This window comes from Streptosporangium sp. NPDC000239 (assembly GCF_040300765.1).
Taxonomy (GTDB): Bacteria; Actinomycetota; Actinomycetes; order Streptosporangiales; family Streptosporangiaceae; genus Streptosporangium.
The window spans coordinates 425,832-441,120 of sequence record NZ_JBEPEI010000003.1 but is presented as its reverse complement, the minus strand read 5'-3'; the positions used below and the strand labels follow the sequence as shown (position 1 = coordinate 441,120).

The following is a 15,289-nucleotide window of genomic DNA, read 5'->3' as shown; positions in this document are numbered from 1 at the left end:
CTGAGGGAGGATGCCCGCATGGGACATCTACGCTCTGTCACGCTCGTGCTCGCCGGGGTGACCCTGATGGCCTCCTGTGGCGCGCATCCCCCCGAGCCGTCCCCCACCGCGTCCCAGGCACCGCCGCCGAGCCGTACAACGCAGCGGAACCCGTCGCCGGTCTCCCCCGCCTGGAAGGCCGTCAGGCCCGCCCAGCTGGCGGCGAGCTCCGCGCTGCTCGACGTGGCGGCGGCCGGGCCGCGTGAGGTGTGGGCGGTCGGCTACCAGAGGGGCGCCGAGGACCGGGAGGGCACTCCCGCCGTGACCAGGTGGGACGGTGTGAGATGGCGCGAGGTCACCGGGCTGAACGATCACGACGTCAACCACCTGACGGGCGTCAGCGTGGCCGGTCCCCGGGACGTCTGGGTCGCGGGCAACGGGGTGAACGCGTTCGCCGCGCGCTGGGACGGGCGGCGCTGGACGGCGCGGCGGCCCTTCGGCGTCGCGGAGGACTACCGGCTGACGGACGTCGCCGCCACGGGCGGCACAGGGAGCACAGCGTGGTTCACCGGGAACGGCCCGTCCGGCGGGGTGCTGATCCGGTGGGACGGCACGGCCTTCCGCAACGTGCCCACCGGCGGCGGCACCTTCGAGGCGGTCACCGCCAGGCAGGGGCACGTCTGGGCGGTCGGAGCGGCCCAGGACGGCACACCGCTGGTCTGGCACGGCTCCCCCGACCGCTGGGAGCGGTCGCGGACACCCGCCATCCCCGGTGGCACGCTGCGGCGGGTCTGGCAGGTCTCCCCGTCCGACGTGTGGGCGGTCGGCGAGGTCGCGCCCGCCGGGGCCGTACGGGACGGAGCCCGGATCAGGCAGGGGCAGCCGCTGGTCCTGCACTGGGACGGGACCCGGTGGGCCAGGGCCGAGGTGCCGGTCGCCCGCGGTGCCCTGCAGGGCGTCACCGCCTCCGGTCCCGGCGAGGTGTGGATCAGCGGGGTGGACGCCGACCATCCGGGGCAGGCGCTCATGCTCCGCTTCGACGGCACGGCGTGGACACGCGAGTACGGCCCGCTCCTGCGTCCCCGCCGTCCCGACCAGCAGTACGAGGACAGTGACCACGTCACCAGGACGGGTGTCACCCGGGTGCCCGGTACGGCCACGCTGTGGGCGGTCGGCTCGGTCGGCGTCGGTGACGACGAGGACGATTTCGTCCTCAGACGCTGAGCCCGTTCCTTCCGACTTCAAGTTTTACCTGTCGCCTCGCCGTGATCTTCAGACCGGAGACCGGCGTGCGCATCCCCTGCCCCATCGGACTTCCCGGCCCGCCCGCGATCCGGAGAATGCTCCGTTTTCACTCTCCGGACGGCCCGAAACAAATTCGATCACCCATGGACACCCCAAATCGCCCTTGGAATGTCGTACTCTCTCCCAAACTCCAATAAAGAGGGAGTCTGACATGAAACGTATAAGAATCACCCAAAGGCCTCGGCCGCCACGTCAGCCCGTCTCTCTCGACCTGCGCACCCCCTCAGGACGAGCGCTCCCGTTCTGACAGGAACAACCTGTTGACGAACCAGAGCACCACCCCGACGACGAGCAGCAGACCCGCCCGCACGTAGACGTCGGCGCCGCGCCCCGTGATCGGCAGCGCGAGCACAAGGCAGACAACCGCGCCGAGCGCCGGCATCCAACTGGGCGCCCGGTAGTGGTCGTGGCCGACGGGATCCTTGCGCAGCACGAGCACGGCCACGTTGACCAGCGCGAAGACCAGCAACAACAGCAGCACCGTCGTGTCGGCCAGATCGCCGACATCGCCGGTCGCGACCAGCACCGCCGCGATCGCGGTGGTGAACAGGACGGCCACCCAGGGCGTCGCCCTGGTCGAGTGCACCGAGGCGAAGACCTTCGGCACGATGCCCTCTCGGGCCATGCCGTACACCAGGCGTGAGGCCATGATCATGTTGATCAGCGCGGTGTTGCCGACCGCCAGCAGCGCGATCAGCGCGAACAGCTTGGGCGGGAACGCCAGGCCCGCGACCTTGACGACCTCAAGGAGCGGGCCCGTCGAACTGGTCAGGGTCTTGGCGTCCACCAGCATCGTCGCGGTGAACGCCACCGCCAGATAGATCAGCGCCGCGACCGCCAGACCACCGAAGAGCGCCCTGGGGTAGTCGCGCTGCGGATCCTTCGACTCCTCGGCCAGGTTGACCGAGTCCTCGAAGCCGAGCAACGCGTAGAAGGCGAGCGCCGTACCGCCGAGGACACCGAGGAAGGCGCCGTTCGCCGGATGGAACTCCAGGGCCCGGGCGGGCTCGCCCTCCCCGGACAGCAGCGCGTAGATCCCGATCACGATGATCACCACGAGCCCGAACGCCTCGATGACGGTCAGGACCACGTTGACCTTGATGGACTCGGAGATGCCCGCGAAGTTCACCAGCGTCACCAGCCCCAGGAAGACGAACGCCCCGGCCATCACCGGCAGGGTGACGAACTCCCCGAGGTACTTGCCGCCGAACGCGCGCGCCGCCGCGCTCGCCGAGGTGATCCCGCTCATCAGCACCGCGAAGGCCACGACGAAGGTCAGGAAGGGGATGTTGAACGCCTTGTTCGTGTACAGCGCGGCCCCGGCGGCCTGGGGATACTTCCCGACGAGTTCGGCGTAGGCCGTCGCGGTCAGCGCGGCCAGCACGAAGGCCACCAGGAACGGCAGCCACAGAGCGCCGCCGACATATCCGGCGACCTTCCCCACCAGGGCGTATATCCCCGCACCGAGGATGTCGCCGACCACGAAGAGCAACAGGACCCGGCGCCCGATCACCCGCTTGAGCGAGTGCTGGGCCGCGCCGGAATCGATCACCGCCTCAGCCATGCCGCGCTCCTACCCGCCCTCCGGCTGATCTCACCCACCGTCACTCGGGCACCACCTGTAAGCGTCATGAAAGTGCGCCGCAAGGAGATCCCCTACTGTTCTCTCTGTCACAAGAAGTAATGAAAGGCAGAAATGTTCTCCGTCCTCTCCTCCCGTCGTATCGCCGCCACCGTCGCGGGAGCCGCACTTCTCTCCTTCACCGCCGCCTGTGGCGGGTCCGGTAACGCCGAGTTCTGCGCCCAGGCGCCCTGGACCAAGGCCTTCACGGACTACACCACCGCCACCGCCAGCGCCGGCACCGACTTCAGCAAGTTCAACGACGCCAGCCAGAAGCTGTCGGCCGACCTGAAGGAGCTCGCCGGCAAGACCGACGGAGACCTCGCCTCCGCGCTCAACGACCTCGCCAAGACCTGGGGTGACTTCAAGATCGACCCCAAGGACCTGGCCGGAGCCGGCGCCACCGTGCAGAACATGGCCAAGAGCGCCCAGGAAGCCACCGTCAAGCTGGGCAAGGCCTGCTCCTCCTGACCTGATCTGATTGACCTCTCCACCCCGTGCCTCCCGCTCCCAGGGAGGCACACCCGAGGGACACAGCGCCGCTCCGCCTGCGGGGGGCAGCGCGGGGCGGCGCTGTGTTCCTTTGCTCTGTGTCTCTTTGCTCCGCCTGACGGCGTCGCGGGCTTGGGCGCCCTGAGTCGGTGCTTTCCCTCGTCACTCCGTCGCTTCGCTCCTGCGTTCCTCAGTCCAAGCACCGACGCGCCCAAGCCGAAACTCCTCACACTTGGCGCCGGTAAAGCACAAGATGTGCTGCTTTGCGGCTCCTTCGGCGGCGCGGGTTTGGGCGCTTCGAGTCGGCGTCTTCCCTCATCGTCCGTCCGTTACGCCACCTCGCTCCGCAGTCCAGATTCGAGGACGCGCCCAAACCGGCGCTCTCCACACTTGGCACCGGGGAAGCACAAAAGCCGAGCTCCTCGCGCTTGACGCCGGGAAAGACGGGGCGAACTCTTCGTTTCCAGTGCCGGACGCCCTGGGTTGAGGCGCGTTACGGGGACACCCACGCGGAGAACGACGCTCTGGTGTCGGACACCCGGGTTGGGACCGTTGAGAGATCGGCGTCCGAACCGATGGCTCTGGGGGCCGGGTGAGCCCGGGTCGGCGCCCAGGGCGTTTCCCCAGCCTGAGTTCGACCGGGCCGGGAACCCGAGCTCGGCCGGGCCGAGTTCATGCCGTGTCCTGTGAGCCCCCGCCGTCCGGTGGGGGCTTTGTCGTCCGGCAGGCTCCTGCCGACCGTGCGACGCGTGCCATAAACATGCATCGCGCGCCAGACAGTGAGGCCGATCCAGGGGGTTCTTTACCGGGTGTCAGCCCGTTGTCAGCCCCGCAGAGCACGGGCCTCGGCGTAGCACTGCTCGAAGCCCTCAAGCACGGCGGGCCACGAGCAGCGCACCGGTTCCGTCTCACGGTTGTGGGCCGCGATCGACTCGCGCAGACCGCGGTCGCGTACCAGCTTGGCCACCGAGGCGACCAGACCCTCGAAGCTCTCGCCGAGCAGTCCCTCCTTGCCGGGACGGACGAAGTCGGCCACTCCGCTCTGGGCCCGCGCCACCACCGGCACCCCGGCCACCCGGGCCTCAAGCGCCGCAAGTCCGAAGGACTCCCTGGGAGCGGGGGCGACGAAGACGTCGGCGGAGGCGAGCAGCTCACGGATTCGCTCACGGCTGTAGCGGCCGGGAAGCGAGACCCACTCCGTCATCTCGTTCACCCGCAGATAGCGCTCCATCTGGGAGCGCGCCGGGCCGTCACCCACGACGGTCGCCCGCATCCGCGTCTCGGCGGGCACCAGGGCGCGGGCCTCCTTGAGGAGCCTGAGCAATCTGACCGGCTGCTTGCGGGGTGCGAGCCGTCCGACCGCCACGACGTGCACGGGAGCGTCCTGATCGGCTTCACCGCCGGAATTGGGAACGGCCTGGCGCCAGGCCGAGACGTCCAGGCCGTTGGAGACCACGTGGACCGGCACCCTGCGCCCCGCGACCGAGCGGATCGGCCGGGCCGCGGCCTCACTCACCGCGGTGCCGACCAGCCCCCAGCGGTGCCATTCGAACAGCAGCCGCAGCCCCCGGTAGAGAGCACGGGTCACCGGATCCCACATGCTGTGCACGGTCACCACGACGGGCAGCCCCGCCCGTACGGCGGCGCGGACCCCCATCCAGGCGAACGGTGAGACCGCGCCCATGTGAACGTGCACCACGTCGGGCCGTCGTGCCTTCACCAGACGCAACAGGTGACCGACGCCGAACGGGTGAACAGGCAGGTCGAAGGGGAGTTTCGCAACGATCCGATACACGCCCCGCAGTGTCTCCCCCGGCGTCGCGGTCGCGACCTCGACCTCGTGGCCCGCCTCCCGCTCCATCCGGACCAGATCGGCCACCTGCACCTCTATCCCACCCAGACGCGGCAGGTAACAGTCACTGACGTGGAGGATCCTCACCGTGCCAGCCTAAAGCGTCCGCCCCACCCCACCCCGCGCCCCCGGGACCCCACGGAAGAACCCCCGTTCAGGCCACCGTCCGCCCACGCCCGCGACGACCCGGACCCCACGAACTCCCCAAGACCCCGCCGATGCCTCGGATCCCGTCACCCCCTCTAAGGTTTTGTCCGGGGGTACCGGTGCCACACGAGGGGTTACGGCTTGGGCGCGTCGGTGCTTGGACCGAGGAACGCAGGAGCGAAGCGACGCAGTGACAAGGGAAAAGACACCGACCCGAAACGCCCAAGCCCCGCGACGTCGAAGGTGGCGCGGGACAACATGTCTTGTGCTTTCCCAGTGCCGTGTGTGAAGAGTGTCGGCTTGGGCGCGTCGGTGCTTGGACTGAGGAACGCAGGAGCGAAGCGACGCAGAGACGAGGGAAAGCACCGACCCGAAGCGCCCAAGCCCGCGACGCCGCCAGGCGGCGCAAAGAAACACAGCTTGGGCGCGTCGGTGCTTGGACTGAGGAACGCAGGAGCGAAGCGACGCAGAGACGAGGGAAAGCGCCGACTCGAAAGCGCCCAAGCCCGCGACGCCGCCAGGCGGAGCAAGGAGACACAGCTTGGGCGCGTCGGTGCTTGGACTGAGGAGCGAAGGAGCGAAGCGGATGAGCGACGAGGGAAAGCGCCGACTCGGGGCGCCCAAGCCCGCGACGCCACAGGCGTCGCAAAGAAACACAGCCGTGTTCTTCCATGCCCACCCCGACGACGAGGCCCTGCTGACCGCGGGGACCATGGCGATGCTCGCCGCCCAGGGGCACCGGGTGATCCTGGTCGTCGCGACCTCGGGGGAGCTCGGTCAGGCCGATCTCGGACCCGGTGAGGCCCTGGGGGCCGCCAGAATGGCCGAGCTGTACAGGTCGGCCGCCGCGCTCGGCTGCGCCAGGGTGGTGAACCTCGGCTACGGCGACTCGGGGCTGGCCCCGGACGGCGGCGTCGCCGAGGGGCGCACGGGGAACGCCTTCATCGACGCCGACGTCGAGGAGGCCGCGGGGCGGCTGGCCGAGATCCTCACCGAGGAGGGGGCCGACCTGCTGACGACCTACGACCCGGCGGGGGGCTACGGGCATCCCGACCATGTTCAGGTGAACCGGGTGGGCGCGCGGGCTGCCGAGATCGCGGGCACCCCGATCGTGCTTGAGGCGACGGTCAACCGTGATCCGCTGCTGAAGGGGCTGCGTCTGATCAGCCGGTTCTTCCCGCAGCTCGACGTCCGTTCCTTCGAGCGGGCCTACTCCCCCGGGTCGGTGATCACCCATCGGGTCGGGGTACGGCGTTTCGCCCGGCAGAAGCGGGCGAGCATGGCGGCGCACGCCTCCCAGGCGACGGGGGCGGACACCCGGACGCTCGGGGTGATGCTGAAGGTGCCTCTGCCGCTCTACCGGCTCATCTTCGGCACCGAGTGGTACGTCCGCCGGGATCTGCCGCAGGGCGCCAGGCTGAGGCATCCGTTCGAAGCTCCTCCCAAAGGATGAGCCCCGGACCGGCACACTTGGTCGAGGGGGTTTCATGAAGAACAAGTGGGTTCAGATCGGACTGTCGGTCGTGTCGCTGGCACTGGCCGCGACGCTCGTGCGTTTCCTGCCGCAGATCGTCGAGGCGATGACCGGCAAGCACGTCTCGTGGTCGCAGATCGGCGCCCAGTTCTCCGGGTTGAACTGGCAGACGATCGCGCTGATGGCCGTCGTCTGGCTGGCGAGCCTGCTGGCCTACACGTTCGTGCTGACGGCCTCCCTGCCCGGTCTGACCCACCTGCAGGCTCTCACGTTGAACGCGGCCGGCAGCGCGGTGAGCAATCTGCTGCCGTTCGGCGGCGCCGCCGGGGTCGCGATGACGATCGGGATGACCAAGGGGTGGGGTTTCCCGTTACGGCCCGTGGTGGTCTCGACGCTGGCCAGCGGCATCTGGAACACCCTGTTCCGGTTCATCCTGCCCGCGGTCGGCATCCTGGCGCTGCTGCTCAGCGGGCAGCGGCTCAGCCCGGCGGTGACCAGCGCGGGCTGGATCGGCGCGCTGTCCATCCTGGTGCTGGTCGTCGTGGTCGCCGCCGCGCTGTACTGGGACGCCGCCGCCGCGCCGCTCGGCCGGGTTCTCGACGCCGCCGCCCGGCTGCTTCCCCGCCGGTGGCGTCCGACGGGTCACGGCCCCTCCCACTCCCTCGACCGGTTGCGCGCCGACACCTCCGAGGTCGTACGGCACCGCTGGCCGGGACTCACCCTGGGCATGATCTTCTTCCTCGGCCTGCAGTGGCTGATCCTCGTCTGCTGTCTCCAGGCGACCGGCTCCTATCCGGGCCTGGCGCAGTCGATCGCGGTCTTCGCCCTGTCCAGGGTGCTGACCACCGCCGTCGTCACCCCGAGCGGGACCGGCATCATGGAGGCCGGGACCGTCGGCGCGCTGGTCTTCTTCGGGGCCCCGCTCGATTCGGCCACGGCCGCTGCGTTGCTTTTCGGCTTCTGGACCTACACTGTCGAAATCCCCTTCGGCGGCCTGGCACTCGGCGCGTGGGCGCTCCTGCGCAGGCGTGAGAGCACGGTCCAGGCCCCCGAGAAAGAGCCGATCAGCCGCTAGATTGGGAAAAACCTTGTGCGTGATTCGAAGGCCCGCATAGCGTGGCGGCTGACATGGCGGGTGAAATCGTAGCGTTCCGGGTCCTCGGCCCGGTCGAGGCGCACTCCGGTGACGACGAGCTCGATCTGGGCGGGTTACGCCAGCGTGCCGTCCTCGCCCGGCTTCTGGTGGCGCGGGGGCAGGTCGTCCCCGTTGACTCCCTGCTCTACGACCTGTGGGATGACGACGCGGCCAAGGGCGCGCAGTCGGGGTTGCAGGTCTACATCTCCCGGCTGCGGCGGGTCCTGGAACCCGGCCGTCCGCGTGGGGGGCCGAACCGGCTGCTGGTGACCGTCGCCTCGGGTTACGCGTTGCGTGTCGCGCCCGACCAGGTGGACGCGTTGCGGTTCGAGGCCATGGTCCGCGCCGCCGGTGAGCAGCTCGAAGGCGACGACCCCGCCTCGGCGCGGGCGCGTCTTGAGAAGGCGCTGGGGTTGTGGCGTGGCACGCCGTACTCCGACTTCGCCGACCAGCCGTGGGCGGAGGCGGAGGTGAACCGCCTGACCGAGCTGAGGCTGGTGGCCCGTGAGCGGCACGCCGACAGCAGTCTGCGTCTGGGGCTGCCCGCGGAGGCCGTACCCGACCTGGAGGCGTTGACCGCCGAGCATCCGCTGCGTGAGGAGGGCTGGCGGCTGCTCGCCCTCGGCCTCTACCGGTGCGGACGGCAGGCCGACGCGCTGGCCGCGCTGCGCAGGGCGCGCACGATCCTCGCCGACGAGCTGGGCATCGACCCGGGCCCCGCGCTGCGCAAGCTTGAGTCGGACATCCTGGCTCAGGACCCCGGTCTCCAGCTCGCCGTCCCACCGGCGAGGCAGCGTACGGCGGTGCCCGCCGACACCTGGCCGCCCCGTCCGGCGGCGGCCCCCGCCGAGCTGCCGCCCCTGGAGCCCGAGCCGTTCGTCGGGCGGGAGGCGGAGCTGAGCAGGCTGATGACCGCGGCGGCCAGGACGGGCCGTTTCACCGCGGCCGTGATCAGCGGTGACGCGGGCGCGGGCAAGACGATGCTGGTCCGCAGGCTCGCCAGGCAGCTCGCCGACGACGGCTGGGGCACCTCCTCGGGCGCGTGCCCCGACAGCAGCGCCACCCCGCCCGTCTGGGCGTGGGTGGAGATCCTGCGCACCCTGGTGGACGTCACCGGGGCGGGTGAGTACGCCCCGCTGCTGGCCCCGTTGCTGGACGACACCGCGGCCGAGCCCGACGAGGACCAGGCCTCCGGCGGGTTCCGGCTGCACCGGGCGGTCGGCGGTTACCTGGCGGCCGTCGCCAAGGAACGGCCGATCCTGCTGACGCTGGAGGACCTGCACTGGGCCGACGACCAGACGCTCGCGCTGCTGCGGGCGCTGCCGAGCCTGCTGGCGACCAGCCGGGTGCTGCTCGTGGTGACCTGCAGGGACAGTGAGCTGAGCGACCAGCAGGCGGACGTGCTCGCCGCGTTGGCCAGGCTCGGTCCTGTGCGGGTCGGCCTGACGGGTCTGGACGCCGAGGCGGTCGCCGAGCTGGTCAGGGCCACCTGTGTGCGCGCGGTCGACGAGGACGCGGTCAACAGCATCGTCGAACGGACCGGCGGCAACCCGTTCTTCGTCCGTGAGACCGTACGCCTGCTGGACGCCGAGGCGGTGAGCGACCGCGCGACGGCGGCCGAGGTGATCTCCGGTGTGCCGTCCGGTGTCCGTGACGTGCTGCGGCGCCGGATCGCCAGGCTGCCCGCCGCCGCCCAGCAGATCCTGTTGCAGGCGGCGGTGATCGGCCGTGACGTCGATGTGGACGTGCTGGTCGACGTCGCGGGTGACGAGGACGCGGTGGTCGACGCCGTCGAGGCGGCGCTGCTGGCCGGGCTGGTCACCGAGCCGGGCCCCGGCATGCTGCGTTTCGATCACGACCTGGTCCGGGACACCGTCTACTCGGACGCCTCCAGGCTGCGCCGTTCCCGGCTGCACGCCGCCGTCGCCTCGGCGATCGAGCGCAGGCATCCCGGGGACGTGGCCGCGCTCGCCCACCACTACGACGCGGCGGGCACCGCGGAGACCGCGGCCAAGGCGGTGCGTTACGCGGGGCTGGCCGCCGAGCAGGCCGAACGGCGTTTCGCCCACCGTGAGGCGGCCTCGCTGTGGGAGAAGGCGATCGCCGCCTTCGACAGGTCCGGTGCCGCCTCGACTCCGGAGAGCACCCGTGAGCGTCTGCTGCTGACCCTGAACCTGATCAAGGCGCTGGCGTTGTGCGGGGACATGGCCGCGGCCCGCAGGCGGCGGCGCGAGGCGATGGACACCGCCCTGCCGCTGGGCAACCTGGAGCTGACCGCCAGGGTCGCCGCCTCCCTCGCCGTGCCGCACAAGGGCATGGCCCGTGACTTCACCCGTACGGCGTGGGAGATCGTGGACGTCGCCGAGCAGGCGCTGGTCGAGCTGCCCGCGGGTGAGCAGTCGCTGCGGGCGAGCCTGCTGGCCACCCTGGCGCTCGAACTTGAGGGGTCGGCGACCTCCAGGGGAGAGCAGGCCTCCCTTGAGGCGGAGGAGCTGGCCAGGCGCAGTGGTGATCCGGCGCTGCTGGCGACCGCGCTGAGCGGGCGGCTGCGTCAGTCGTACGGCATCACCCCCGTCGGGGAGCGCGAGGTCATCGGCAGGGAGCTGCTTGAGGTCGGCAAGACGACCGGCCAGGTCTCGGTCCAGGCCCTGGCGCATCTGGTGCTGATGGAGTGCGCCGCGGCCTCCGGCGCGTTCGCCGAGGCCGACGCGCACGTGGCCGCCTCCGGACGACTCGCCAGGCAGTACGGCCTGCCCGCCCCCGCCGCCGTGGGCGCGTGGTACGCCGGGCAGCGCCTGATGATCGCCGGTGACTTCTCTGGGGCGGCGCTCGCCTACCGGGACGCCGCGCGGCTGACCGCGAAGGCCGGCATGCTCGAAGGCCGCCAGGACCTTCCGCTGATCACCACCTTCTGCCTGCACCTGGTCAACGGCAGGGCCGCCGACATGGTCGAGCCGCTGGCCGAGGCCCATCAGCGGGGGGCCAAGTGGACTCTCGACGCCTACGCCGTGGCCCTGGCCTCGGCCGGGCACACACGGGACGCCAGGGCGGTCATCGCGGTCAAGACTCCGGTCCGCCCTGACTTCCTCTACGAGCTGGCGATGGTCTGGCGGGCGCTGGCCGGGATGCTGCTGGACGACCGGGAGCGGATGACCGAGGCCTACGACACGCTCAAGCCGTTCGCCGAGCGGATCGCGGGCGCGGGGACGGGTGTGGTCGCGTTGTGGCCGGTCTCGCTGACCCTGGGTGACCTGGCGCTCAGGCTGGGCTTCTCCGACGCGGTGCGCCCGCACTACGAGGACGCCCTGGCCGTCGCCCGGCGGGTCGGGGTGACCCGCTGGGTCGAGGCGGCGCAGCGTTCGCTCAGCAGCTGACGCGGAACCTGGCGCTGTGCGCGGTCGGACGGCCGGGGACGGAGAGCGTGACGCGGTACAGGCCGGGGTTGCCGGCGATCCTCGGCTGCCATTCGACGCTCTGACGCTCTCCGGTGAAGCCGGAGCCGCCGCTCAGGTAGGTGCGCCAGCCGCGGGACGACTCGCTCCAGCGCTGCAGGCGCCAGCCGTAGGTGACGGTTCTTTCCGGGTGCGGGTTGCCGATGACGCTGCGCGCCTCGTACGGCCTGTCGCACGGGGCGCCCTCGGTCGCCGGGGTGACGGTGACCGTGCCCTCCGCCAGGGTGGTCTCCGCCTGGACCTGTGCCGTGGTCTCCTGCATGGACTTGGACGACAACTCCACGGTCTCCACCGACGCGTCGTCCGCGCTGACCGCCCGCACCGTGGTCGCGGGGGTGCGCGGCACCTCGATCCCGGCGTAGGCTCCGACGAAGGCGAGCGTGGCGACCAGCAGTTTCACGACGCTCGCGGTTCCACTGGCCACCACCGGCGTGAGACTGCCTCGCGGACTCATGACTGTTCCCTCCCTGTTTCTGCCCCTTACTTGTAGCCCGGGATGGTTGATCTCCGCTTGACGTCCGGTTGCAGCGTCAACGGTGGCTGAACGGGCTCCCACCCGACCCCCTGGACAAGGTCAGGTAAGCCTGCCCTAATATCGGCATACGGCAGGGAAACCAGCGGGGCGGTGATGTTCACAATGCGGTCGTTCGCGGCAGGCATCCCCGACCCGACCTCGGCCTCCGTGCTGGGGATGCCCCTGTGGCTCTGGGTGCTCATCGGAGGGGTCGCGCTGTTCGGCGCCTTCCAGGCCTACTACTGGATCGGCAGGAAGCTCGGCCCGAGGCTCTACGCCACCCGGGTGGGCAGGCGGATCAGCCAGGACGGCATCCGCAAGGTCGAGAACGCCGTCAGCAGGTGGGGCGCGCTGGCCGTCTACGGCTGTTTCTGGGTTCCCGGCCTGCGGCACACGCTGCCCTGGGCCGCGGGGGTGCTGCGTGTCTCCTACCCGTGGTACGTCGTGGCCAGCGCCCTCGGCTGCCTGACCTGGGTCCCCATCGCGTCCTTCGGCCTGTACTCGCTGTTGTGGGGCTGGCTCAAGCTCGCGGCCGAGTCTCCGCTGCTCGCGGGCACGGGTCTTCTCGTGGCGGCCGTGGCGGTCACGCTGTTCGTGCGTCACCGCAGGAACGCGCGGCGGGCCAAGGAGGAAGTCACCGTCGGGTGACGCCGCGCCGTACGGCTTGTGTCACACCTCCGCGTGGTTTCTGCCACCATGTTCCCCATGCAAACCGGGGGAATTCGTCTTCTCGCCTGTACCGCTCTGGCCACCGTGACCACGGTGGCCGCTGTGACAACCGGGTTCGTCGTGCCCGCGCACGCCGCGCCGGTCGTGTCACAGGCCACGACGAGGACGGTCGCGGCCTCGACCGCTCCCGCGGTGGCCGCGAAGGTCGCCTACCTGCTCGACGTGACCACGGGCAAGCCGCTGTTCGCCAAGCAGGCCACCAAGCGGGTGCCGATCGCCAGCCTGACCAAGGTCATGACGGCCTACGTCGTGCTGCGTGAGGCCGGTCTCGACGACGTCGTGCGGATCAACGCCGACGACGTACGGCACGCCGCGACGAACGACGCGACCAGCGCCTCGCTGCGCGCCGGGGAACGCCTGACCGTCCGGGACCTGCTGCACGGGGTGATGCTCCCCTCGGGGGCGGACGCCTCCCACGCGCTGGCCCGCGTCTACGGCCCCGGCGAGAAGAAGTTCGTGGCCAAGATGAACGCCGCGGCCCGCTCGCTCGGCCTGACCGGCACCCGCTACACCAACACCGACGGGCTGCCCAAGCCGTCCGGCGGCTACTCGACCGCCCAGGACCAGGCCAAGCTGGCCCAGATCGCGCTGGGTGACCCGGTGCTGCTGGGCATCGCCTCGACCAGGCGCTACACCGTGGCCGCCTCCAAGCTGCACCGGGCCCACACCTGGACCAACAGCAACAAGCTGCTCGGCAAGACGCCCGGCGCGCTGGGTGTGAAGACGGGTTACACCCGCGCCGCGGGCTACTGCCTGTCGTTCGCCGCCGACCGGGACGGCCACCGGTTCGTCGGGGTGATTCTCGGCGACGCGAAGTCCGAGCGCCGTTTCCAGACCGCCAACCGGCTCCTGGACTGGGCCGGCGAGCAGGTCTCCGGCACGGGCGACGACCAGGGCGAGGACGGCGGGACCCTCAGCGGCGACGCCTAGCCCAGGGTGTCTCCGGTTCCTGTGACGAGGACGCCGCGCATCAGGCCGTGACAGGCGATGGCCGCCGCCGCGACCACGTTGAGGGAGTCGACGCCCAGGCTCATCGCGGCTGAGCTCATGGGGATGCACACCGGCTGGTCGGCCTCGTGCAGCCAGTGGGAGGACAGGCCGTCGCCCTCCGAGCCGAGCAGGAGGGCGACCCGGTCCGCCGTACCGGCCGTGTCGATCGGGGTCGCGCCCTGGTCGGGGGTGAGTGCCAGGGTCAGGAAACCCGCCGCGCGAAGTTCGGCGAGGCCGTCGTACCAGTTGGTCATCCGCGCGTACGGGATCGCGAAGACGGCACCCATCGACACCTTCACCGCCCTGCGGTACAGCGGGTCGGCGCAGCGGGGCGACAGGATCACGGCGTGGACGCCGAGCGCGGCGGCGCAGCGGAAGATCGCACCCACGTTGCCGTGGTCCACCAGGTCCTCCAGGACGAGGACGCGCCGGGGGCCGCCGCGCAGCGTCTCGGCGACCGTGGGCAGGGGTTTGCGGTCCATGGCGGCCAGGGCGCCCCGGTGGACCGGGAACCCGGCGATCTCCTCCATCTCCCGGTCCTCGACCACGTGGACCCGGTCGCCGAGACCGTCGAGCAGGTCGGCCAGGGAGTCGGCCCAGCGGCGGGTCAGCAGCACCGAGCGCACCGGATACCCGGCGGCGACGGCCCTGCGGATCACCTTCTCCCCTTCGGCGATGAACAGGCCGTGTTCGGCCTCAAGGCTCTTGCGCAGTTCGACGTCACGCAGGTTCGCGTAGTCGGCCAGGCGGGGGTCCCGGTGAAGGTCCCGGTGAAGATCGGGGTGGGAATCGGCTGCTTCAGGCATCCTGGAATACTGCCACGGCCTTTCTGAGCTGCCACACCGCGGCGTAGACGACCAGCAGCACGCTCAGTCCGGCCAGTGTTCCCGCACCCAGTCTGGTGATCAGCTCGGTGCCGTCCCTCGGCGGGAAGATCACGGGCCACACCGCCGCTCCCCCCAGGGTCGCGGCCACCGCCGCCAGGATCACGCCGAGCCGTACCGGGGTGGAGAGCCTCAGCCGGTCGGGCACCGCGACCGGGGTCATCCGGGCCAGGCCGCGCCAGGACCACCACAGCACCAGGCTCAGCCCGACCACGCTTGAGAGGTACTGCAGCGCACGGAAGGTGGGAATCTGGCCGACGAGGGGGTCGACCAGCCAGGACCAGCCCCAGATCCGGATGCTGTAGGAGTGGGTGAAGGAGTCCCACAGCAGGTGGGTGAGGGAGCCGACGACGCCGCCCGCGACCACGGGCAGCAGCCGGCCGATGTCGTGTTTCGGGGCCAGCGAGGCCGCCCTTCCCGCAAGACCGGCGGGCAGCAGCGCGGTCAGCGGGTCACGGAGCAGCCCGTGGAAGACGGCGAACATCACCAGGACGGCGAGCAGGTCGAGGGTGAAGGCGCCGGGTATGGAGTGCCAGATCCCGTAGTTCGGCAGGAAGGGCAGAAAGATCGGCAGGTCGGGTGCCATCGTGCCCAGCGCGAGCGCCCAGGGGTCGAGGACCTTGCGGGCCCGCGCCGAGGCGATGAACGGCAGCACTGCGGCGACATGGCTGGGCGTGAACGGCACGAAGCTTTCTCCTGAGATCCGGTGATTCGT

General features: G+C 70.7%; 12 protein-coding genes. 7 read left to right on the top strand and 5 right to left on the bottom strand.

Annotated features, from left to right (window positions below; all coding sequences use genetic code 11):
* Positions 1-18 precede the first annotated feature (18 nt).
* Positions 19-1,203, top strand: a complete 1,185-nt coding sequence (locus ABT340_RS11140) for a hypothetical protein (protein WP_352010547.1) — start codon at positions 19-21, stop codon at positions 1,201-1,203.
* A 304-nt stretch (positions 1,204-1,507) separates the two neighbouring features.
* Here the strand turns inward: ABT340_RS11140 and ABT340_RS11135 are convergent, their stop codons facing one another.
* Positions 1,508-2,848: an APC family permease gene (locus ABT340_RS11135; RefSeq protein WP_352010546.1), complete on the bottom strand. Its 1,341-nt coding sequence runs from the start codon at positions 2,846-2,848 to the stop codon at positions 1,508-1,510.
* Positions 2,849-2,980: 132 nt separating this feature from the next.
* Here ABT340_RS11135 and ABT340_RS11130 point away from each other — a divergent pair, with 132 nt between their 5' ends.
* Positions 2,981-3,376, top strand: coding sequence for a DUF8711 family protein (locus tag ABT340_RS11130; protein ID WP_352010545.1), 396 nt, complete (start codon positions 2,981-2,983; stop codon positions 3,374-3,376).
* An 844-nt stretch (positions 3,377-4,220) separates the two neighbouring features.
* On the opposite strand, the gene ABT340_RS11125 is transcribed toward ABT340_RS11130, so the two are convergent.
* Positions 4,221-5,336: a glycosyltransferase family 4 protein gene (locus ABT340_RS11125; protein ID WP_352010544.1), complete on the bottom strand. Its 1,116-nt coding sequence runs from the start codon at positions 5,334-5,336 to the stop codon at positions 4,221-4,223.
* Positions 5,337-5,982: 646 nt separating this feature from the next.
* Between ABT340_RS11125 and ABT340_RS11120 the strand changes: the two genes are divergently transcribed.
* The 3 genes from ABT340_RS11120 to ABT340_RS11110 are packed head-to-tail and all read left to right on the top strand — an operon-like array spanning position 5,983 to position 11,379.
* A complete protein-coding gene (locus ABT340_RS11120) occupies positions 5,983-6,849 on the top strand; it encodes a PIG-L deacetylase family protein (protein ID WP_352010543.1) in 867 nt (288 codons plus the stop codon).
* Between the two features lie 34 nt (positions 6,850-6,883).
* Entirely contained in the window at positions 6,884-7,945 is a 1,062-nt protein-coding gene (locus ABT340_RS11115) for a lysylphosphatidylglycerol synthase transmembrane domain-containing protein (protein ID WP_352010542.1), read from the top strand.
* 53 nt (positions 7,946-7,998) lie between these two features.
* Positions 7,999-11,379 carry an ATP-binding protein gene (locus ABT340_RS11110; RefSeq protein WP_352010541.1) on the top strand — a complete coding sequence of 1,127 codons (3,381 nt, stop codon included), beginning with the start codon at positions 7,999-8,001 and terminating at the stop codon, positions 11,377-11,379.
* On the opposite strand, the gene ABT340_RS11105 is transcribed toward ABT340_RS11110, so the two are convergent.
* A complete protein-coding gene (locus tag ABT340_RS11105) occupies positions 11,369-11,911 on the bottom strand; it encodes a hypothetical protein (protein WP_352010540.1) in 543 nt (180 codons plus the stop codon). The two genes, ABT340_RS11110 and ABT340_RS11105, sit on opposite strands and share 11 nt — an antisense overlap.
* 174 nt (positions 11,912-12,085) lie before the next feature.
* Here ABT340_RS11105 and ABT340_RS11100 point away from each other — a divergent pair, with 174 nt between their 5' ends.
* Together ABT340_RS11100 and ABT340_RS11095 are read left to right on the top strand one after the other, a co-directional pair.
* On the top strand, positions 12,086-12,619 hold the full coding sequence (locus tag ABT340_RS11100; RefSeq protein ID WP_352010539.1) for a DedA family protein: 534 nt from the start codon (positions 12,086-12,088) through the stop codon (positions 12,617-12,619).
* A 114-nt stretch (positions 12,620-12,733) separates the two neighbouring features.
* Positions 12,734-13,630, top strand: a complete 897-nt coding sequence (locus tag ABT340_RS11095) for a D-alanyl-D-alanine carboxypeptidase family protein (RefSeq protein WP_352010538.1) — start codon at positions 12,734-12,736, stop codon at positions 13,628-13,630.
* Here the strand turns inward: ABT340_RS11095 and ABT340_RS11090 are convergent.
* Positions 13,627-14,496, bottom strand: coding sequence for a TrmH family RNA methyltransferase (locus ABT340_RS11090; protein WP_352010537.1), 870 nt, complete (start codon positions 14,494-14,496; stop codon positions 13,627-13,629). The two genes, ABT340_RS11095 and ABT340_RS11090, sit on opposite strands and share 4 nt — an antisense overlap.
* Positions 14,489-15,259, bottom strand: a complete 771-nt coding sequence (locus ABT340_RS11085) for a DUF4184 family protein (RefSeq protein WP_352010536.1) — start codon at positions 15,257-15,259, stop codon at positions 14,489-14,491. Before ABT340_RS11085 ends, ABT340_RS11090 begins: the two co-directional genes overlap by 8 nt.
* Between the last annotated feature and the right edge of the window lie 30 nt (positions 15,260-15,289).

What these genes read in the sequence shown, in the direction of transcription:
- ABT340_RS11140 (WP_352010547.1), top strand. Translation starts at nt 19, where the DNA reads ATGGGACATCTACGCTCTGTCACGCTCGTGCTCGCCGGGGTGACCCTG.
- ABT340_RS11135 (WP_352010546.1), bottom strand. Translation starts at nt 2,848, where the DNA reads ATGGCTGAGGCGGTGATCGATTCCGGCGCGGCCCAGCACTCGCTCAAG.
- ABT340_RS11130 (WP_352010545.1), top strand. Translation starts at nt 2,981, where the DNA reads ATGTTCTCCGTCCTCTCCTCCCGTCGTATCGCCGCCACCGTCGCGGGA.
- ABT340_RS11120 (WP_352010543.1), top strand. Translation starts at nt 5,983, where the DNA reads ATGAGCGACGAGGGAAAGCGCCGACTCGGGGCGCCCAAGCCCGCGACG.
- ABT340_RS11115 (WP_352010542.1), top strand. Translation starts at nt 6,884, where the DNA reads ATGAAGAACAAGTGGGTTCAGATCGGACTGTCGGTCGTGTCGCTGGCA.
- ABT340_RS11110 (WP_352010541.1), top strand. Translation starts at nt 7,999, where the DNA reads ATGGCGGGTGAAATCGTAGCGTTCCGGGTCCTCGGCCCGGTCGAGGCG.
- ABT340_RS11105 (WP_352010540.1), bottom strand. Translation starts at nt 11,911, where the DNA reads ATGAGTCCGCGAGGCAGTCTCACGCCGGTGGTGGCCAGTGGAACCGCG.
- ABT340_RS11100 (WP_352010539.1), top strand. Translation starts at nt 12,086, where the DNA reads ATGTTCACAATGCGGTCGTTCGCGGCAGGCATCCCCGACCCGACCTCG.
- ABT340_RS11090 (WP_352010537.1), bottom strand. Translation starts at nt 14,496, where the DNA reads ATGCCTGAAGCAGCCGATTCCCACCCCGATCTTCACCGGGACCTTCAC.